This window comes from Martelella sp. K41-7 (assembly GCF_055808365.1).
The window spans coordinates 2,433,348-2,451,333 of record NZ_CM147867.1; the positions used below are offsets into that span (position 1 = coordinate 2,433,348).

The following is a 17,986-nucleotide window of genomic DNA, read 5'->3' on the forward strand; positions in this document are numbered from 1 at the left end:
CCCCTTTCAGAGATACACCACCCCCATCCGAAGCGATAGGCAAAAACAAATTTCAACCTAATACCGTCTGACGATTGCCTGCGATCTCAATCTCAGCTTCGCACGCTCTTGAGGCGGCAACGATGACAGGAGCGACTCCATCTTCTGGTCCTTCAGTCCGACGGACCTTGCACTGAGATAAAAAGTGATGGCAGCATCCTCGTCGACAGGTGTGCCGATGCCGTTGAGATAGAGATAAGCGAGCCGGCTTGCCGCGGCCGGATTACCGTTGAGGGCGGCACGGTGCATCCAGTCGAAGCCTTCGGCAACATTGCGGGGAATGCCCGCGCCATTGATCAGCGCAAGCGCCAGATCGATCTGGGCGGTATCGTGTTCCGCAGCGGCCGCGCGGCGCAGCCAGTAGAGCCAAAGGCGTTTCTTTTCATCAGGGACACCTTCAACCGACCGATAGATCTGCGAGAGTGCATACTGACCGTCTGCAACGTCGGCCTCGGCGGCACGTTCGAACCAGGGCAGCGCCGCCAAAAGCCCCTCTCGTCCGGGACTGTCCTGCACAAGAAGGCTTGCATAATTGAAAGCGGCAATAGGGTCGCCCGCCTCGGCAGCCTGCTTGATGAGAATGCGCCCCTTGTCGTGCTCACCCTCGTCATCGGATTCCAGCAGAAGCATGCCATAGCGGTTAAGCGCAAAGGGCATACCGCTGTCGGCGGCCATGCGATACCATGGGTCGGGCGGCCCGGCTCGGCTTTCAGCGATCAGCTTTCGTTCAACAAGTTCCGCAATCAGGGTCTCGGCACGCGGATCGCCTTTGCCGGCACGCTTGATCGCGGCCTCATAGGCGGCATTGAACAGGCCGCGCTGATACGCCCCGTAGGCGTCGTCGACCGGCCCCTCATAGGGCGTCCGTTCAGGCGGCTCCGAAAGACTGGAAGCGGGGACGGCATCTTCTCCGCTCAACAGGAAACCCTGATGCGGCCGAGCGGCCAGATCGGGCGGCAGAAAGGTTCCGCCTTGCAGGGCATCGCCCGGCGCACCGGCCACCAACCCTGCATCTGTTGCGAACTCCCGCGCCGTCAACGCCAAGCCGACCCCGGGAGACGCGAGAACAACGAGAATAGCGGCAAGTGTGCGACGACAGGAAAGGGTCATGACCTCATCAATAATCAAACCGTGGCGCTTTTTCGTCAAGCGCGGCATTGATCTGGGCAACCATGGCAGCAGCGCCCCCTGTGCCGAGAAGACGGCCTTGCCGACAGCAACAAACTCCGCCCAGGTCAGCGCCGCTTCGATAACGCTGGCGGGTTCGCTTCCAGACATCACGATGGAGGGAATCTCGACCATCGAAGCCCACCATTCCCCGAGTTCGAGGTTTTTGGGGTGCGCATGCGGATGGGTGTCACCATCAAGCTTTCCAAAGAAAACATAGTCCGGGTTTAGTTCCCCCATCCCCAGCGCCTGGTGCCGGTCCTTGGGGGCGCTGCCACCGACAATCATGCGCGGAGAGAACCGCTCCATCGCATCGGCAAGGGCCTCCACCCCGCCGCCTTCGACATGAACACCATCCGCCTTCACGCGCCCGGCAACCCGCGTATCACCGGCAATGATTGCGGCCGTTTCATAGTTCTGGATCATCGGCACGATCAGCTCGGCGCGTTCTTGAAAGGCCTCGACCGGCTCATCGAACTGGGGAAGTATCACCGAGGCAACATCCCCACCGCGCAGCGCATCGGCAATCGCCTTTTCCTGCGTTTTCATATCTGCGATCTGCGGCGCTATCAGCACCAGTCGGCAACGATCCTGTTCCGTATCCATGTTCCTCAATCCCTTCCGGTGCGGAGGCGGCGGTTCGCCCCCTCGCTATTTCCCGATAAATCCGTTAGAGCGGAGTTTCAACAGGTGCTTTGATTTCATGCTTCCCGATCCGATTTTTTACGCGGCGGCGATCCCCGCCGTTCTTCTTGTCGGCCTGACGAAAGGCGGCATGGGCGGCGCGCTCGCGCTGCTCGGCGTCCCTATCCTGACCTTTGTTGTCGAACCGGCCACAGCAGCAGCCATCATGCTTCCAATCCTGATCGTCATGGATGCGGTCGCGTTATGGTCGTGGCGACAATACGGCCACTGGCCGACATTGCGGATACTCCTCCCCGGTGCTGTGATTGGCACTATTCTCGGCTGGTACACTTTCTCTGCCGTTCCCTTCGAGCTGACACGCATGCTCGTCGGTCTCGCCACTGTGGCATTTGCCGGAAAATATTTCTATGACAGATGGAAGCCCGGCGAAAAGATCGAAAAACCTGCCGCAGGCCAGCGCCCTGTTGCCGCCACCATCTGGGGCGGCATCGCCGGCTACACCAGCTTCATCTCCCATTCCGGCGGACCGCCCTATCAGATCTATACCCTGCCGCTGAAGCTCGATCCGAAATCCTACACCGGCGCCAGTGTCCGCTTCTTCGCCATCGTCAACGTGATGAAGCTTCTGCCCTATTACGCGCTCGGCGAGCTCGGAACGCCGAACCTTGTGGCGTCGGCAAGCCTGTTGCCGTTCGCCGTGGTCGCCACGGTGGCCGGCGCCATGGTCGTCAAGCGCATGCGGATGGAGGTTTTTTATCCGTTCATGTACGCCATGGCATTTCTGGCCGGCATGAAACTCGTCCTCGACGGCTTTTAGGAAAGCTGATCGCGGCCACGGTCTCAGCCGGCCGTTGGCCGCGTTCTGCCGTTCAGGGCGCGCGAACCACTACCCCTCGGAAGGCTCGCGAATCATGCCGAGCGCGATCATGTAGGTGTCCAGAACGGCTTCTTCCTCCATACGCTCCTGCTCGTCCTTCTTGCGCAGCGCGATGATCCTGCGCAGCGCCTTGGTATCGAAACCGGTGCCCTTGGCCTCGGCATAGACATCCTTGATGTCATCCGAGATCGTTTTCTTTTCTTCTTCGAGACGTTCGATCCGCTCGATGATCGAACGCAACTGATCGCGCGCAATGCCGTGTGCGTCGTCGGCCATGGTCAACTCCTTATGTCGCTGAAAAATGTTTGGGCTTCTGCCTGCCGAAAACGGCCGGTCAGGTCAAGTTCGTTCTTCGATTGTCCCGATTATTCACTTTGGCTTGTTGTTTTCAAATCCTGCCTTTTGCGCCGCGCTTGCTTCTTGCTGATTGAGCGCTTTCCAAACCTCGTAGGGCATGCCGTAGACAATTTCGCGCGCTTCGTCCTTGGTCAGCGCTATATCGTCCGCCTCGGCTGCCTCGCGGTACCAGTTGGACAGGCAATTGCGGCAGAAACCGGCAAGGTTCATCAGATCGATGTTCTGCACGTCGCTACGTTCGCGCAAATGCGCCACCAGCCGCCGGAAGGCCGCAGCCTCAAGATCGCGTTGCTGCTCTTCACTCAAATCTGTCATCTCAGCCTCCGGCACTTTCATTCGGTTCGGGTGGGATAAAGGCGGCGTTCATGCAGCTGGTCATCTGCATTCAAAAGGGCGAAGATCGGCTCGAGACGGCTAGCCCAGAGATTAACACCGGCCTCATCCGCAATCAGGTCCTGGCGAACCTCCAGCAACACATGGGCGATGCCGTTTTTCATGCAATGCCGGTTCATTGTATCGCCCTTCAGCGCGCCGTCATAGGGCTCGTTGTCTCCGACGATCACACCGTCAATGCCGGCAAGCATCTCGATCATCGGGCGTGCGGCCCGCGGATCGCTATCCCACAACACACCGGCATGCCAGGGTCGCGCAGTTGCTTTCCAGCGCGGCGTGAAGGAATGCACCGAAATCACCAATGGTGGCTTGCCGGCGGCCGCTTCGGCCGCGCCGATCACCGTGTCGATGGCGTCGTGATAGGGTCTGTGGAAAAGATGAAGCCGTCTTTCACGCTCTTCCACGGACATTGGATGATTGGCAGGAATGATCGCCCCGTCAGATATTTTCATGATCAACGTGGGATCGTCCTCGCCGCGATTGGGATCGATCAGAAGACGGGAAAAGGTGGACAGGACCGCAGGACAGGAAAGCCGCCGGGCAAGCGCCCGCGTCAAGGCTTCCACGCCGATATCATAAGCGACGTGACGCCTGAAAACGCTGGGGTCCAGGCCGAGATCGCCATATTCCGCAGGCACCGCCGCCATGGCATGATCAGCCAGCAGGACTAAACCCGTGTCATATTTTCCGTCTATTCTCTCATAAGCGTTGATGTTCGGCATGGATATCCGCCGCATAATTAACAATAATGCGGGTGATGGCATAGGATCGGCACATTCGGCAAGCCGCGACAGCGCCATTTGCCTCGCCTGCGGCGGGGGATTATGATAGGGGCTGCAAATCGATTGAAAGCGACTCCGATGAGGAGACGCAAATTGAGACTAGGCACATGCGAGATAAACCGAAACGTCCCATAAACGGCCTTGCGTTCCATGCACCCAAGAGCATGGCGCGGTCCCTCACTTGCTTCGGCATGTTCGCCGGCGGACTCGTCCTGGCGACACTATGGCCGTCAGATCAGGCGCACGCCGAATTTCGCGTCTGCAACGATACGGCCAACCTTGTCGGTGTTGCGGTCGGTTATCGCGCAGAAGAAGGCTGGACTTCGGAAGGTTGGTGGCAACTCCCGGCCACCACCTGCGCGACCGTTGTTCCGGGCCCCTTGCAATCACGCTACTACTACCTCTACGCAGAAGACGCCTCCGGAAGCGGGCGCTGGACGGGCTACACAAACATGTGTGTCGCCGAAGACGAATTCGAAGTCGTCGGCGTCCAGAACTGCTTCACGCGCGGCTTTCAGCAGATGGGGTTCAGCGAATACGACACAGGGCGGGAAGAAAGCTGGACCGTTCAGCTCTCCAATAAGCCCAGCACTCAAGAAAGTCAGAATTGATGAGACGTAACAGAAAAGTCAAAATCCTCGCCACGCTCGGCCCCGCCTCGTCTGAAGAAGAGCAGATCCAGAAGCTCCATGAAGCCGGTGCCGACCTCTTTCGCATCAATATGAGCCATGCAAGCCATGACCTGATGCGCACGTTGATCAAACGAATCCGCAACGTCGAAGCCCGCATCGGCCGTCCGATCGGCATTCTCTGCGACCTTCAGGGCCCGAAACTGCGCGTCGGCAAATTTCTCGACGGCAAGGTAGAGCTTGAAATCGGCCAGACGTTTACCCTCGACGACAAGGACGAACCCGGCAACGAAAAGCGGGTCTTCCTGCCGCATCCGGAAATTCTGCAATCGGTTCAGCCCGGTCACCGGCTGCTTATCGATGATGGCAAGCTGCAGCTGCGCGCCGAAAAATGCGACGGCAAGAGCATCGAATGCACCGTTGTTGCCGGCACCACGATTTCCGACCGCAAGGGTGTTTCGCTCCCCGACACGCTTCTGGCTGTCGGCGCCCTGACGGACAAGGATCGCGCCGACCTCGACGCCGTTCTGGAAACCGGTGATGCCGACTGGGTCGCGCTTTCCTTCGTGCAGCGCCCCGACGACATTGCCGAAGTCCGCAAGATCGCCCGTGGCCAGGTCGGCCTGATGTCCAAGATCGAGAAGCCGCAGGCCATCGAGCGTATCGAGGAGATCATCGAGATGAGCGACGCGCTGATGGTTGCGCGTGGCGACCTCGGTGTCGAAATGCCGCTTGAAACCGTACCGGGCCTCCAGAAGAAGCTGATCCGCCTGTGCCGCTCCGCCGGCAAGCCGGTTGTCGTGGCCACCCAGATGCTGGAATCGATGATCGAATCGCCGGTTCCCACCCGCGCCGAGGTCTCCGACGTCGCAACCGCCGTGTTCGAAGGTGCAGACGCCGTCATGCTGTCAGCCGAATCGGCTGCCGGTCAGTATCCGGTCGAAGCCGTTTCCACGATGGCCTCGGTCGCCCGCACAATCGAGCGTGAGCAGCTTTACCCGCAGATCCTCTACGCGCAGCGCCCGCAGCCGGAAGCCACCGGCGCCGACGCCATCTCGCTCGCCACACGCGAGATCGCCGAAACGCTGAAGCTGACTGCACTGGTTTGCTACACCGCCTCCGGCACCACCGGTCTTCGCGCTGCCCGCGAGCGGCCGAATGTTCCGATTATCGCGCTGTCACCGGTGGTCAAGACCGCGCGGCGACTTTCGGTGGTCTGGGGTCTGCATTGCGTCGTCGCCGACGAACCGACGGACCTCGACACCATGGTGGACGGCGCCTGCCAGATCGTCGTTGACGAAGGCATTGGCAAGCCCGGCGACCGGATCATCATTTCCGCCGGTGTACCGCTCGGCACACCGGGTGCCACCAACATGCTGCGCATTGCCTATATCGGCATGGACGGCCGCTCCGGCGTCTGATCCGCGTCACAGCATCAACCAATTGCGAAGGCCGGGTGCGAAAGCGCCCGGCCTTTCATTTTCGTTGCTGTTGCACGACCTCAAAAAGTCTGTGTGAGCGAGATCTTGAAGGTCCGTCCGGGCTCCGAATAGAAGGGCTCCGGCTGATCCATCGTTACATCCTGCAGGTCCAGTGCGTCATAATAGGTCTGGTCGAACAGGTTGTAGACGCCGGCCTGAAGCGTCATGCCCTCGAAACGCTCGGGCGCCCACCAGGCGGTAACATCGACAATGCCGTAACCCGGCGCCTGGAAGCTTGCCGTCGAACCATCCGGCACCTTGGCGGCGAGGATCCAGTTTGAGTTCACGCCCCAGGTCTCGTCATTGTATCCGCCGCCGATGACAGCCTTGAGCGGCGCCACGGAGCCCAGTTTCTCGTTGGTATCCATATTGAAGCCACGGGCAAAGGCCAGCGAAGCATGGATGTCCCAGTTGTTGACGAATGACTTCTGGAAGCTTGCCTCGACACCGGCGATCTCGACATTGTCGATATTGACCGTCTGGGTGATCCCGAACGGATAGAGGCCGGGCAGAATTCCAACATCGCCCGGTTCCACCGACTGAGTGTCGATGAAGTCCTTGTAGCGGCTGTAGAAGGCAGAGAGCCGGCCGCCATTCATGTCGTCACCAAAATTGGCGCCGAGTTCAAAGCCCCAACTGGTTTCCGGCTTGAGGTCCGGGTTGCCGATCCTGAGATAGGTGCCCGGCCCGCCGTAATTCACATAAAGTTCGCCCGGCGTCGGCGCACGAAAAGCCGTCGAAAACTGCCCGTAGAGCTGGGTGAAATCGGTCAGATCGTAGGTCGCCAGGATCTTCGGCGAAATCCGCCAGTCACTCTGGCCATCCGGCAACCCGTTGTAGTTCGGGTTGTTGGTGTAGGCTTCCGTTTCCTTCGGATCATACTGGTACCAGTCGAAACGCACGCCCGGGGTCAGCGCGAAGCCGCTGTCACCGAAGACAATTTCGTCATGGGCGTAAAGGCCGAGAACATAGCCATCCACATCCGGCGTGTCCGCCTGGTTGGTGTGGAGGAAGTTACATGCGCTGTAGGGCGAATAGGGTCCGGGGCCGCAATTGTCCTTGCCACTCGAATACTGACTGGTCTGCGAATAGTAGAAATCGCCGCCGAGCGTGAAAGTGTGGAACAGTGAACCGGTGTCGACGCCCTTTTCTGCCCAGCCGGACCAGCCATAGCGTTCGTCAGATGTATTCGAGGCCCGCGAATAGGGGCCGTAGGGCGGCGTGGGGCGTCCGCTTGGCAGGCGGATACCGCTGGTGCCGCTGTCGCGCTCGCTCTTCAGCCAATAAAGCGTGCCGAACGCGCTGTCGAACAGGCCGTCATTGGCGATCGCCTCGTAATTATAGTCGATCGATACGCGGTCGCGATGCTTGTTCTCGCTGCCATCCCAGTTGTCCGGCGCATAGGTCGAACCTTGCTCGGTCAAAAGCTCGGTATTTTTGTCCCTGTCATAACGCTCGAGCGTCAGGCCGAGCGTGTGGGCGCCCATAAACTGCTGGCGGAGTTTGAACAGAAGATTATTCTCATCGAAGTTTGCCGGGTTCGCTTCGGTTCGTGTCGCGCCGTAGCCTCCGACCGTGCCCTGGTTCTCCGTTTCGCTGCCCGAGGTGATATCACCCTGAAACAACATCGAGGTGTTGCCCGACTGTATCGCAAACGCCCCCTGGGCATTAATGCTCTCGCTGGCACTGTCATACATGATGCCGGTGCGCCCGCCCCAGCCCTTTTCGGGATCGATCAGGTCTTCGGGCTCAAGTGTACGCAGCACCACAGTGCCGCCGAGCGATCCGCTGCCGGAGCGCGACGAATCGGAGCCGCGCACAATGTCGATGGTTGCAATCGAGTCGAAACTGAAGCTGTCCATGCCGCCATTGGCATCGCCACGCGCGGTATCGTCCAGATACGGAATCTGGATGCCGTCGATAACGGTGGAGACGCGCGGACCCTGCATGCCGCGAATATTGACCGAGCCGGAATCGTCGCCGACAAAAGTGACGCCGGGTTCGAGGATGCGCGTGAAGTCATCGAAGTTGGTGACAATATTGGCATCAAGCGCATCGCGCGTGGTCTCGGTGGCAAGCGGCGTGTCCGCAATCCCCGTCTTGCCGCTGGTCGTGGTCACGTTGACCGGGGCCAGAACCGTGGTCGTGTCGGCCAATGTGGCATCCTGCGCAAACGCAGAATGTGTCAAAAACGCCGACGCGAGCGCTGTGCACGACGCCAGCAATACCGTGCGGGAAATTCCCATACGCATCACCCATTCCTTCTGTTCTCTCGAGAACCTGGCTGGCTGGCGCAAGGGAAAACCCGAAACGAACTGGCTGGCTGGGCATTCTGGACCGGCAGCACGCCGGCTTCTAGAGTTATCCGCTATAAAACATGAGTTTTATTGTCAAGTTAAATTGCCTGATTTCTGTCACAATTTCCACGCTGTGGTTACACCGCAGCAGACAGATGACTTATTCGATGCCATCTCAGGCTTGGTCCGCCATCAAAGCGATGCTAATTAACCTACTGAAAAGGTCGAAGGTGAAGGCAAATGGGCGTAAAATCCGCTTTGAAGCGCTGTACTTGGATGGCCGGGGCACTGTTGATTAGCGGTGGCCTCTATCTTGGCGGCCTGCAGTTGACAGGCAACTTCCATGAGGTTCATGCGGGTACGCTCTATCGCTCGGCTCAGCCAAGTGCCGGCGATCTTGCAGACTATGCCAAGCGTCATGGCATCAGGACGGTGATCAACCTGCGCGGGGCGCATCCGAACCGGGAATGGTATGATTCGGAAGTTGCGGCAAGCAAAGCGCTGGGCATAACCCATATCGATTTCGCCATGTCGGACGGCGAGGAACTGCCGCTTGAGCGCAGCATGGAACTTCTGGCACTGATGCGGGATGCCGAAAAACCGCTTCTGATCCACTGCAAGGCCGGCGCCGACCGCACGGGCCTGGCCTCGGTGATGTATCTCCAGCAGGTGGCCGGTGTGGACGAGGAACGCGCTGAATGGCAGCTCTCCCCGATCTACGGACACCTCAATATTCCCCTGACCCGTCCCTATGCCATGGACAAGACCTGGGAGCAGCTGGAAAAGGATTTCGGCCTGCCGAGCTGACGGCATCAGGCAGGGTCTGAGATAAACCGGCTTCGTTCCTCACGGAACCGTCGGGTCAGGAAGGCCCGCACCAGCGCGATGCGCGCCAGATTGCCGGTATCGGGATGCGACAGAAGATAATAGGAGCGCCTGAAGCGAATTGACGGCAGGATGCTGACCAGGCCCGGACTGTCACGCACCACAAAATCATGAAGAATGCCGATGCCGATGCCGGCGCGCACCGCCTCGATCTGACCGGCGACACCGGCGCAGCGGAACAGCCGCCCGGCCGACCGTCCAAGATGATTGGCATAGTTCAGCGATGAGGCATAGGCGTAGTCCTCAACCCCCGTCACCGCCGCATGGCCGGACAGTGCATGCTCATCCTCCGGCGTGCCGTAACGGTCGAGATAGGCACGGGCTGCGTAAACCCCGAGCGTGTAATCCGTCAGCCGCGAAATCACCAGCCTGCCCTCTTCTGGCGGATCAAGCGTGATCGCCAGATCTGCCTCACGCTTTGACAAAGAGAATGTGCGCGGCAGAGGCACCAGTTCGATCACGAGCCCGGGATGGTCTTCCTGCAGCCGACCAAGTTCACCGGCAAGGAAATAGGTCCCGAGACCATCCGGCGCGCCGACCCTCACGGTTCCGGCAAGACTTGCCCCGCGCGCCCGTGTATCCTCGGCAACCCCGAGGATTTCCGTCTCCACCCTTTCGGCAACCGACAAAAGCCGTTCCCCCGCTTCCGTCAATGCCGAACCAGCAGGCGTGCGTTCGAACAACGGCTCCCCGAGCGTATCTTCCAGCGCATTAAGGCGGCGCGAAACCGTGGCATGATTGAGCGCGAGTGCCTGTGCGGCGGCGAGGATCTGGCCGCGTCGTGCGACGGCGAGAAAGATGCGCAGGTGATCCCAATCCATGCATGGCCTTTAATTTTTGCACAATGGATTTGTAAACTATCCTGTTTCTTTGCAGAAATTAACAGGCAAGATGGCGGCAAGTGAAAAACATGATGCAGACAGACTGCGGAGGAAACACCATGAAATCCATCCAGCATTTTATCGGCGGCAAGATCGTCAGCGGTTCCGGCACCCGCACCGTGCCGACCTATAACCCGGCGACGGGCGAACAAAGCGGTGCATTGTCGCTTGCCAATACTGCCGATGTGCGCACCGCTGTCGAGGCCGCAAAGGCTGCCTTTCCCGGCTGGGCAGAAACAACCCCGCTGCGCCGTGCCCGCATCCTGAACAAATTTCTCGGCATTCTCGAGGAACGCGTGGGCGACCTTGCAAAGGTGATCACCGCCGAACACGGCAAGGTCCATTCCGATGCGCTCGGCGAAATCCAGCGCGGCATGGAGGTCGTTGAGTTCGCCACCTCAGCCCCGCAGCTTCTGAAAGGCGAATTCACCGAAAATGTCGGCACCGCCGTCGACAGTTGGTCGATGCGCCAGCCGCTTGGCGTTGTTGCCGGGATCACGCCGTTCAACTTTCCCGCCATGGTGCCTATGTGGATGTTCCCGGTGGCGCTTGCCTGCGGCAACTGCTTCATTTTGAAGCCATCCGAGCGCGACCCTTCCGCCGCACTGCTGATTGCCGAATGGCTGAAAGAAGCCGGCCTTCCCGATGGCGTCTTCAACGTCGTACAGGGCGACAAGGAGGCCGTCGACGCTATCCTCGCCAATCCTGATATTCAGGCCGTAAGCTTCGTCGGCTCGACGCCGATCGCGCGCTATATCTACACCACGGCCACAGCAAACGGCAAACGCTGCCAGGCCCTCGGCGGTGCCAAGAACCATATGATCGTGATGCCCGACGCCGATATGGATCAGGCAGCCGACGCTTTGATGGGCGCGGCCTACGGGTCGGCCGGCGAGCGCTGCATGGCGATCTCGGTCGCGGTTCCCGTCGGCGACGAGACAGCGGACCGTCTGATCGAAAAGCTCAAGCCCCGCATTGCCGCCCTCAAGGTCGGCCCCGGCAACGATCCGGAAGCCGACATGGGACCGGTCGTTACAGCTGCTGCCCGCGACAAGATCCTCGGCTATATCGATTCGGGCGTTGAAGAAGGTGCGGACCTCGTGATCGACGGACGCGACCTCAATCTTCAGGGCTACGAGAACGGCTATTTCGTCGGCGCAACCCTGTTCGATCGCGTCACCACCGACATGAAGATCTACAAGGAAGAAATCTTCGGCCCGGTTCTCTCGGTCGCCCGTGCATCCAGCTATGACGAGGCGGCACAGTGGATCAACGACCACGAATTCGGCAATGGCACGGCGATCTTCACCCGCGACGGCGATGCAGCCCGCGCATTCGCGCACAAGATCCAGGTCGGCATGGTCGGCATCAATGTGCCGATCCCGGTTCCGATGGCGTTTCATTCCTTTGGCGGCTGGAAGGCATCGCTGTTCGGCGATCATCACATGCATGGCCCGGAAGGCATGCGCTTCTACACGCGCCTGAAGACCATCACCAGCCGCTGGCCCAAGGGCATCCGCTCAGGCGCAGAATTCTCCATGCCGACGATGAAGTAACGGCAGAGATTAAATTCCTGCCGGTTCAATCCGCCCCCTTATCGGGGCGGATTTTTCTGCTATAAGACTGCCATGATGAGCGACGGGGGCGTCCGCTTTTGCGGGCTGAGAAGCACCCTTGGAACCTGATCCGGATCATACCGGCGGAGGGAGTCACTCGGGCCTTTCCTCAATCTGGCCCGACCGGCTTTCCCGCCACAAAAGAAAGGGAAACCGGGATGACGGATGCGACCCCCGATATTCTGCTGACCGAGATGCGTGCAAAGGCTCCCCTTGTGCAATGCATTACCAATTACGTGGCGATGAATGTCGCAGCCAATGTACTGCTGTCCGCAGGCGCCTCGCCTGCCATGGTCCATTGTGAGGAGGAAGCCGGAGAGTTCGCCGGCCTGGTCTCCGCGCTGACCATCAATATCGGTACGCTGTCGCCGCAATGGATCGGAGGCATGAAGGCGGCAATCGCGGGTGCCGCGGCAAAGGGCACGCCGTGGGTGTTCGATCCCGTTGCCCATTTTGCGACCGGGTTCCGAAAAAATGCAGCCCTCGAACTACTTGATCTCCGCCCGACAGTCTTGCGCGGCAACGCCTCCGAAATTCTCGCCTTTTCCGGTGCGACCAGCGGCGGCAGGGGCGTGGACGCCGGTGACAGTGTTGAGGCGGCGGAAGAAACGGCGCGCCACCTGGCCAATGAACGCTCCATGGTGGTGGCCGTCACCGGAGAAAGCGACTTTGTGACCGACGGCAGCCGCAGTGCCCGCATAGAAGGCGGATCGCCACTGATGCCGCGCGTGACAGCGCTCGGTTGCGCGCTGACCTGCCTTGTCGGCGCCTTCGCCGGCACCCGCCCCGCCGACCCGTTTTCCGCAACTGTCGCCGCGCTCACGCTCTACGCCGTCGCCGGTGAACGTGCCCATGAGCGTGCCAACGGACCGGGTTCTTTCGCCGTTCAGTTCCTGGATCAGCTTGCGGCTGTCACACCTGCGGAACTCAAGGCCGGTGCAAGGGTTACCCTTTCATGAGGCTCGTTTTCGATCTGTCGCTTTATCTCGTACTTGACCCTGTGCTCTGCGCTTCCTTTGGCATGGCAGAAACAGCCAGAGCCGCCGTGCGTGGTGGCGTGACCATGGTGCAGCTCCGCATGAAGGACGCCACAACAGTGGAACGCATCACTGCGGGCCAAGAACTGAAAAAGGGGCTCGACGGGACCAATGCCCGCCTGATCGTCAATGACGATGTCGACGCGGCAATCGCGCTTCGCGCCGATGGTGTCCATGTCGGTCAGTCGGATGACAATCCGGCAGCGGTCAGAGGCCGTATCGGACCGGATATGCTGCTCGGCCTGTCAATCGACAGCCTTGAGGCCGCGCACAATTTCGACCCGGCAGGGCTGGATTATATCGGCGCCGGGCCAATTTTTGCGACGAATACCAAGCCCGGTCATGCCGTTCCTCTCGGATTTGAGGGGCTCACAGAAATAACGGCGCTTTCCGCCCTGCCCGTCGTCGCTATCGGCGGATTGAAAGCCGAACATGTGGCCGCCACATTCGAAGCGGGCGCCGACGGCATTGCCGTGGTCTCCGCGATCTGCGGACAAACCGATCCCTATCAGGCATCGATGGCGCTCATGGAAGCCATCGGGAAGGCAAAGACATGATTGCGAACATTCTTTCGATCGCAGGTTCCGACCCCTCGGGCGGCGCCGGCATTCAGGCCGACCTCAAGACGTTTTCGGCGCGCGGAACCTACGGCATGGCCGTGCTGACGGCGCTGACGGCACAGAACACGCGCGGTGTCACCAGCGTGCACCAGGTGCCATCAGCTTTTGTGGCCGAGCAGATTGCAGCGATCTTCGACGATGTTTCGGTCAGCGCGATCAAGATCGGCATGATCGCCAATGCCAATATCGCGGTCACCGTCGCCGACAGTCTGCGCCACCATGTCGAAGTGCCGGTCGTCCTGGACCCGGTGATGGTCGCCAAGGGCGGTCACCGGCTGCTGCCGGAAGACGCGGTTGAGGCGCTGAAGGAGCATCTGCTGCCACTTGCTGCGCTTCTGACACCCAACCTGCCGGAAGCCGCCGCCTTGCTTGACGAAGACGTTGCGAACGACCGCGCGGCGATGATTGCCCAGGGCAAGGCCCTGCGCGGACTTGGGGCCCAGGCTGTGCTGATGAAGGGCGGACATCTCGAAGGCGACGATTGCCCGGACCTTCTGGTGACCGCCGAAGGTCATCACTGGCTTGAAGGCGAGCGCATCGACACCGCCAATACACACGGTACAGGCTGCACGCTCTCCAGCGCGATTGCCGCCGAAATCGGCAAAGGGCTTTCATTGCCGGAAGCCGTAGCCGAGGCAAAGGCCTATGTCATTGGCGCCATTGCCGCATCCGACAAGCTTGCCGTCGGATCCGGCCACGGCCCCACCCATCATTTCCACGCGCTCTGGTCGTGATCTCAACAAATCGTGATGGCGATATCAGCGACCATGTCGAATTGACATTATGCAACATTCTCTTGCCTCTGGTTTCCTGTTGGCAGCACGCTATACTGATCCTGAGAAGAGAAGGAGGCATTGATGAAAAACGGTTTTTTGATTGCGGGCGCTCTGTCGCTGTGTCTGAGCGCGGGTGCTGTTTTTGCACAGGACGCCCCACAAATGCTGCGTCAGGATGACATGAAGGCCATCGGTCAAGCGATGGGCCAGCTTGGCGCCATCGCCAAGGGCCAGAAGGACTATGATCCGGTCGTCGTCGAGGGCGCACTTTCCTCGATCGCCACGCACGCGACGGACTTCCCGACGCATTTCCCGCCGGATTCGAAAACCGGAAACGATAGCGAAGCAAGCCCTGCGATCTGGGAAAACATGGACGACTTCACGGCCCGTTCCAAGAAGCTCGCCAGCGACGCCAACGCTCTTCTCGCCAACCTGCCGGCGGATCAAGCCGCTGTTGGCAAGGCAATGCAGACACTCGGCGCAAATTGCGGCGCCTGCCACGAGATCTATCGCGTCAAGAAGTGACAGGGCAGGACCGGTCGTCTTCTGGCGATAATGGGCCTGAAGGAGCCAAGGCGTGAAACCAGGCATTACGATTGGGGTTCTGATCATTGCAGGTCTGTTCATGGGCTCAGCATTTCTGGTTGCGCTCGCGCCCCCAAGCTTGACCCGGACGATCTTGGAAGCCTTGCAGCCGCCAACCCCAAAAACGGAGAGAATATCTTCTGGGCGAGCGGCTGTTCCGGCTGCCATGCCGCCCCGTATGCAGAGGGTGACCAAAGGCTGGTGTTATCCGGGGGCCTGCCCATTCAAACCGATTTCGGCACGTTTTATGCGCCCAACGTTTCACCTGATGAAAGCCAAGGGATCGGCGACTGGACCTTCTATGAGTTTGCCAACGCGCTGAAAAAAGGCATCGGACGGCATGGCCAAAACCTCTATCCGTCCCTGCCCTACACCTCCTATGTGCACATGAAGGTCCAGGATGTCAGGGACGTTCACGACTTCATCATGACACTGCCGAAAAGCAGCGATCCGAGCAAGCCCCATGACCTCGCCTTCCCCTTCAATAACCGGCTGGCCGTTTCCTTCTGGAAGCAGCTCTTTTTTGACGATGAGCCGCGTATTCAACTGGCCAATGCCGCACCGGACGTGATGCGCGGACAATACCTGGTGGAAGGCCCGGGCCATTGCGGGGAGTGTCACACCCCGCGCAATATTCTCGGCGGGCTGAAATATGACGACTGGTTGGCTGGCGGGCGAAACCCCGAAGGCGGCGGCATAGTGCCCGATATCACACCGGGATCCCCCGAAATCGGTAGCTGGACAGCAAGCGAAATCGCCGACTACCTCGAAACCGGGTTCACGCCCGATTACGACACGGTCGGCGGTTCAATGGTGGAGGTGCAGAAAAACATCTCGCGTCTGCCGCGCGCCGACCTTGAAGCGATCGGCGCCTATCTGAAGGCCATTCCGGCACACTGAAGAACCAGCCCGTCAGGCCAACGTCTGCAGATAGCGCATGCCCGTCACCGGCCGGGCGACAAACTCCATCTGCTGGTAAAAATGGTGCGCCCTGGTGTTACCCGTGGCTGCACTGACGGACAGGTAGGCGCAACCCGCCGCCTTTGCGAAGTCACGCGCGCGGGAGATCAGATGCTGGCCGACACCATGGCTTCTGTGACCGTCGCGCACGAACAGATGGTGCAGATCCATGCCGCGCTTGCCCTGCTGGGCCCTGTAAAGCGGTGTCATCAGCGCATACCCCAAAAGCGTTGATCCGCTGTCGGCAACAAGCGCCGTCACCCAGGGTGAAGCTCCGAAGAGGTCGCGTCTCAGTCCCTCAGCGCTTGCTTCCAGCGCATCGCCGTGAAACGCAGCCAAGAGGCCGATCATTTCAAGAATTTGGGGAATATCAGTTTCGACCGCTTTTCTGATGGTCATCAGAGCGGGTCTTTCCAGCGAAATTTCGTCTTGATCTTCAGTCATTGTCGTCCCTTGGCCTTTTCTGCAGTGCCGCTTGGGACGTTATGTTTTCAACACCGTGCCGCCCCAGGCGGCCGGTGATGAACATGATCAATCGCGGCCGCTCCTATTGGAACTGCCAAAAATACGCGCAAATGTGGGTCATGTGCTTGATCATCACAGTTCCAATGCTTCAAGTTGATCCTGTTGTCAATATCACGCGAGAAAACAGCCATTGCATGCCGCATCAAAGCTCCAAGTTGCCTCAGTATCACGCTTAGCGTCTCAACCGAGGCTCAAGAAAGCAATATCATCAATCATACAGGATTTTAAACAGGAGCTGCACTGATACACTTGCGCTGTCTCCAGAGACATAATCAAGGACCTCCGTTCCAAACAACATTGAGTCCGCTTGCGAATACGATGTCGTACCATCTGGGGCTGTAACTACAGAAGGAATGCTGAAATATGATCCATTTTTACTATAAGCGGCATTAATATGAGTTCTACCTCCTGTGTTATATTTGTACATATTAGACTTACGTCCGTTCAAATAGTAAAAATACTCAACTCGAGAATAGGATTCATAGTCAATATTATCTTGATACCCATACTTCACTCGATATTTACTAAACGAAATATCATGGTGATCTAATTGGCATATGTATGTTTCCGGCGGATTGTCCCTGGCAGATACGGCAGACCGCTCAAACGAGCATAGCGTATATCCGCTGGCAACGGCCTGTCCGTTCCACTCAGGAACCAGGGTTACCCCTAAAGCCGGATCGAGAAGTCCACCGCTACACGCATTTTCATCCAGAAAGACAAGTGTTCCGATGTAGTTCCCTGTTGGATCCAGCGTATTCTGGCAGTCTTGCGTTCCACTATCGGCTGAGGCAGATCCAACCCCAGCCCCCAATCCAATAGAAGTAATAGTGATCACAACGAGAGCACGAAATATTGGCATGACAATCACCCCATCAGTAAATTGGTGAATATTGCGCAGAATTAAATATATTGCTACCTGTAGTACCAACAAATTTTTCATAAGAAACATGCTTTACAATCCACAAAGGACTGGTATTTGAATTCGGAACGATCAGATAATATCCATTGGAAGAACACGGATACATCCCATCTACTTTTTGAGATCCCGTTTGGGAATAACATCCGCCAGTGACAATTCCCATTTTATTTACAGCGTTGAACTTCAACTCGGTTTCGTATCCTGATACACCATCAAAAGTATAATCGTAGCATGTTGTCGACCAACTTCCTGCCGCCAAATCTACGACGCCATCACCCGTGAGCTTCCCGCTTGTTACGGTAAAATTGCCTGATTCGTATGTATCACCCGAGAAACTCCAGACGGTGTAGAAACCTCCGTGATAGTAAGCCATTGATTTTTGTGCGAGACTGATAGTGGGCACACAATCATCAGCAAGGGCTTTAGAGGTGGGAAGAAGAACGGTTGCCAATAATGCAAAAACCGTCAAAAAGAACACATTACTCTTCATTTTACCCTCCATTTTTTATTTA

The 17,986-nt window shown here is 58.6% G+C and carries 19 protein-coding genes and 1 riboswitch; of the genes, 10 read left to right on the forward strand and 9 right to left on the reverse strand.

Annotation, left to right across the window (positions count from 1 at the left end; translation table 11 throughout):
• Positions 1 to 57: 57 nt before the first annotated feature.
• On the reverse strand, positions 58 to 1,812 hold the full coding sequence (locus AC0L7L_RS11550) for a thiamine phosphate synthase (protein WP_473509107.1): 1,755 nt from the start codon (positions 1,810 to 1,812) through the stop codon (positions 58 to 60).
• 97 nt (positions 1,813 to 1,909) lie between these two features.
• On the opposite strand from AC0L7L_RS11550, the gene AC0L7L_RS11555 reads away from it, so the two are divergent.
• The gene (locus tag AC0L7L_RS11555; RefSeq protein ID WP_473509109.1) at positions 1,910 to 2,668 is read left to right on the forward strand and encodes a sulfite exporter TauE/SafE family protein; all 759 of its coding nucleotides are present in this window, start codon (positions 1,910 to 1,912) and stop codon (positions 2,666 to 2,668) included.
• 69 nt (positions 2,669 to 2,737) lie between these two features.
• Here the strand turns inward: AC0L7L_RS11555 and AC0L7L_RS11560 are convergent, their stop codons facing one another.
• The 3 genes from AC0L7L_RS11560 to AC0L7L_RS11570 all read right to left on the reverse strand — a co-directional run bounded on the left by AC0L7L_RS11560 (position 2,738) and on the right by AC0L7L_RS11570 (position 4,200).
• On the reverse strand, positions 2,738 to 3,004 hold the full coding sequence (locus tag AC0L7L_RS11560) for a DUF2312 domain-containing protein (RefSeq protein ID WP_272212073.1): 267 nt from the start codon (positions 3,002 to 3,004) through the stop codon (positions 2,738 to 2,740).
• A gap of 93 nt (positions 3,005 to 3,097) precedes the next feature.
• A complete protein-coding gene (locus AC0L7L_RS11565; protein WP_473509111.1) occupies positions 3,098 to 3,400 on the reverse strand; it encodes a DUF1244 domain-containing protein in 303 nt (100 codons plus the stop codon).
• A 17-nt stretch (positions 3,401 to 3,417) separates the two neighbouring features.
• The gene (locus AC0L7L_RS11570; protein WP_272212075.1) at positions 3,418 to 4,200 is read right to left on the reverse strand and encodes an N-formylglutamate amidohydrolase; all 783 of its coding nucleotides are present in this window, start codon (positions 4,198 to 4,200) and stop codon (positions 3,418 to 3,420) included.
• 251 nt (positions 4,201 to 4,451) lie between these two features.
• On the opposite strand from AC0L7L_RS11570, the gene AC0L7L_RS11575 reads away from it, so the two are divergent.
• Both AC0L7L_RS11575 and pyk read left to right on the forward strand, forming a co-directional pair.
• On the forward strand, positions 4,452 to 4,871 hold the full coding sequence (locus tag AC0L7L_RS11575) for a DUF1036 domain-containing protein (protein ID WP_473513895.1): 420 nt from the start codon (positions 4,452 to 4,454) through the stop codon (positions 4,869 to 4,871).
• Positions 4,871 to 6,310 carry a pyruvate kinase gene (pyk, locus tag AC0L7L_RS11580; RefSeq protein WP_473509113.1) on the forward strand — a complete coding sequence of 480 codons (1,440 nt, stop codon included), beginning with the start codon at positions 4,871 to 4,873 and terminating at the stop codon, positions 6,308 to 6,310. The genes AC0L7L_RS11575 and pyk overlap by 1 nt, the downstream gene beginning before the upstream one ends.
• An 80-nt stretch (positions 6,311 to 6,390) precedes the next feature.
• Here the strand turns inward: pyk and AC0L7L_RS11585 are convergent, their stop codons facing one another.
• Positions 6,391 to 8,622 carry a TonB-dependent hemoglobin/transferrin/lactoferrin family receptor gene (locus AC0L7L_RS11585; protein WP_473509115.1) on the reverse strand — a complete coding sequence of 744 codons (2,232 nt, stop codon included), beginning with the start codon at positions 8,620 to 8,622 and terminating at the stop codon, positions 6,391 to 6,393.
• A gap of 321 nt (positions 8,623 to 8,943) precedes the next feature.
• Here AC0L7L_RS11585 and AC0L7L_RS11590 point away from each other — a divergent pair, with 321 nt between their 5' ends.
• Complete coding sequence (locus AC0L7L_RS11590; RefSeq protein WP_272212080.1) at positions 8,944 to 9,474, forward strand: dual specificity protein phosphatase family protein; 531 nt, start codon at positions 8,944 to 8,946, stop codon at positions 9,472 to 9,474.
• A gap of 5 nt (positions 9,475 to 9,479) precedes the next feature.
• Here the strand turns inward: AC0L7L_RS11590 and AC0L7L_RS11595 are convergent, their stop codons facing one another.
• Positions 9,480 to 10,373 (reverse strand): LysR family transcriptional regulator, encoded by an 894-nt coding sequence (locus AC0L7L_RS11595; RefSeq protein WP_473509117.1) that lies wholly within the window; start codon positions 10,371 to 10,373, stop codon positions 9,480 to 9,482.
• 119 nt (positions 10,374 to 10,492) lie between these two features.
• Here AC0L7L_RS11595 and AC0L7L_RS11600 point away from each other — a divergent pair, with 119 nt between their 5' ends.
• The 6 genes from AC0L7L_RS11600 to AC0L7L_RS11625 all read left to right on the forward strand — a co-directional run bounded on the left by AC0L7L_RS11600 (position 10,493) and on the right by AC0L7L_RS11625 (position 15,967).
• The gene (locus AC0L7L_RS11600; RefSeq protein ID WP_473509119.1) at positions 10,493 to 11,989 is read left to right on the forward strand and encodes a CoA-acylating methylmalonate-semialdehyde dehydrogenase; all 1,497 of its coding nucleotides are present in this window, start codon (positions 10,493 to 10,495) and stop codon (positions 11,987 to 11,989) included.
• Between the two features lie 74 nt (positions 11,990 to 12,063).
• A riboswitch (TPP riboswitch) is annotated at positions 12,064 to 12,158 on the forward strand.
• Positions 12,159 to 12,207: 49 nt separating this feature from the next.
• Positions 12,208 to 13,008 carry a hydroxyethylthiazole kinase gene (thiM, locus tag AC0L7L_RS11605; RefSeq protein WP_473509121.1) on the forward strand — a complete coding sequence of 267 codons (801 nt, stop codon included), beginning with the start codon at positions 12,208 to 12,210 and terminating at the stop codon, positions 13,006 to 13,008.
• The gene (thiE, locus tag AC0L7L_RS11610) at positions 13,005 to 13,643 is read left to right on the forward strand and encodes a thiamine phosphate synthase (RefSeq protein WP_272212083.1); all 639 of its coding nucleotides are present in this window, start codon (positions 13,005 to 13,007) and stop codon (positions 13,641 to 13,643) included. Before thiM ends, thiE begins: the two co-directional genes overlap by 4 nt.
• Entirely contained in the window at positions 13,640 to 14,440 is an 801-nt protein-coding gene (gene thiD / locus AC0L7L_RS11615) for a bifunctional hydroxymethylpyrimidine kinase/phosphomethylpyrimidine kinase (RefSeq protein WP_272212084.1), read from the forward strand. Before thiE ends, thiD begins: the two co-directional genes overlap by 4 nt.
• Before the next feature lie 123 nt (positions 14,441 to 14,563).
• Positions 14,564 to 15,007, forward strand: a complete 444-nt coding sequence (locus AC0L7L_RS11620) for a c-type cytochrome (protein ID WP_473509124.1) — start codon at positions 14,564 to 14,566, stop codon at positions 15,005 to 15,007.
• A 36-nt stretch (positions 15,008 to 15,043) separates the two neighbouring features.
• Positions 15,044 to 15,967, forward strand: a complete 924-nt coding sequence (locus tag AC0L7L_RS11625; protein WP_473513897.1) for a c-type cytochrome — start codon at positions 15,044 to 15,046, stop codon at positions 15,965 to 15,967.
• A 12-nt stretch (positions 15,968 to 15,979) separates the two neighbouring features.
• Here AC0L7L_RS11625 and AC0L7L_RS11630 read toward each other — a convergent pair whose 3' ends face one another.
• From AC0L7L_RS11630 to AC0L7L_RS11640, 3 genes are all read right to left on the reverse strand, one after another.
• Positions 15,980 to 16,471, reverse strand: coding sequence for a GNAT family N-acetyltransferase (locus AC0L7L_RS11630; RefSeq protein ID WP_272212087.1), 492 nt, complete (start codon positions 16,469 to 16,471; stop codon positions 15,980 to 15,982).
• Between the two features lie 289 nt (positions 16,472 to 16,760).
• The gene (locus tag AC0L7L_RS11635) at positions 16,761 to 17,504 is read right to left on the reverse strand and encodes a hypothetical protein (RefSeq protein WP_272212088.1); all 744 of its coding nucleotides are present in this window, start codon (positions 17,502 to 17,504) and stop codon (positions 16,761 to 16,763) included.
• Entirely contained in the window at positions 17,428 to 17,964 is a 537-nt protein-coding gene (locus AC0L7L_RS11640) for a hypothetical protein (RefSeq protein ID WP_272212089.1), read from the reverse strand. The genes AC0L7L_RS11635 and AC0L7L_RS11640 overlap by 77 nt, the downstream gene beginning before the upstream one ends.
• Positions 17,965 to 17,986: the final 22 nt, after the last annotated feature.

Excerpts from the sequence above, each read along its gene's own strand:
- AC0L7L_RS11570 (WP_272212075.1), bottom strand. The coding sequence starts at position 4,200 with ATGCCGAACATCAACGCTTATGAGAGAATAGACGGAAAATATGACACG.
- thiM (WP_473509121.1), top strand. The coding sequence starts at position 12,208 with ATGACGGATGCGACCCCCGATATTCTGCTGACCGAGATGCGTGCAAAG.
- AC0L7L_RS11595 (WP_473509117.1), bottom strand. The coding sequence starts at position 10,373 with ATGGATTGGGATCACCTGCGCATCTTTCTCGCCGTCGCACGACGCGGC.
- AC0L7L_RS11555 (WP_473509109.1), top strand. The coding sequence starts at position 1,910 with ATGCTTCCCGATCCGATTTTTTACGCGGCGGCGATCCCCGCCGTTCTT.
- AC0L7L_RS11585 (WP_473509115.1), bottom strand. The coding sequence starts at position 8,622 with ATGCGTATGGGAATTTCCCGCACGGTATTGCTGGCGTCGTGCACAGCG.
- pyk (WP_473509113.1), top strand. The coding sequence starts at position 4,871 with ATGAGACGTAACAGAAAAGTCAAAATCCTCGCCACGCTCGGCCCCGCC.
- AC0L7L_RS11600 (WP_473509119.1), top strand. The coding sequence starts at position 10,493 with ATGAAATCCATCCAGCATTTTATCGGCGGCAAGATCGTCAGCGGTTCC.
- AC0L7L_RS11640 (WP_272212089.1), bottom strand. The coding sequence starts at position 17,964 with ATGAAGAGTAATGTGTTCTTTTTGACGGTTTTTGCATTATTGGCAACC.
- AC0L7L_RS11565 (WP_473509111.1), bottom strand. The coding sequence starts at position 3,400 with ATGACAGATTTGAGTGAAGAGCAGCAACGCGATCTTGAGGCTGCGGCC.
- AC0L7L_RS11620 (WP_473509124.1), top strand. The coding sequence starts at position 14,564 with ATGAAAAACGGTTTTTTGATTGCGGGCGCTCTGTCGCTGTGTCTGAGC.
- AC0L7L_RS11550 (WP_473509107.1), bottom strand. The coding sequence starts at position 1,812 with ATGGATACGGAACAGGATCGTTGCCGACTGGTGCTGATAGCGCCGCAG.
- AC0L7L_RS11590 (WP_272212080.1), top strand. The coding sequence starts at position 8,944 with ATGGCCGGGGCACTGTTGATTAGCGGTGGCCTCTATCTTGGCGGCCTG.
- thiE (WP_272212083.1), top strand. The coding sequence starts at position 13,005 with ATGAGGCTCGTTTTCGATCTGTCGCTTTATCTCGTACTTGACCCTGTG.
- AC0L7L_RS11630 (WP_272212087.1), bottom strand. The coding sequence starts at position 16,471 with ATGACTGAAGATCAAGACGAAATTTCGCTGGAAAGACCCGCTCTGATG.
- AC0L7L_RS11635 (WP_272212088.1), bottom strand. The coding sequence starts at position 17,504 with ATGTTTCTTATGAAAAATTTGTTGGTACTACAGGTAGCAATATATTTA.
- AC0L7L_RS11560 (WP_272212073.1), bottom strand. The coding sequence starts at position 3,004 with ATGGCCGACGACGCACACGGCATTGCGCGCGATCAGTTGCGTTCGATC.
- AC0L7L_RS11575 (WP_473513895.1), top strand. The coding sequence starts at position 4,452 with ATGTTCGCCGGCGGACTCGTCCTGGCGACACTATGGCCGTCAGATCAG.
- thiD (WP_272212084.1), top strand. The coding sequence starts at position 13,640 with ATGATTGCGAACATTCTTTCGATCGCAGGTTCCGACCCCTCGGGCGGC.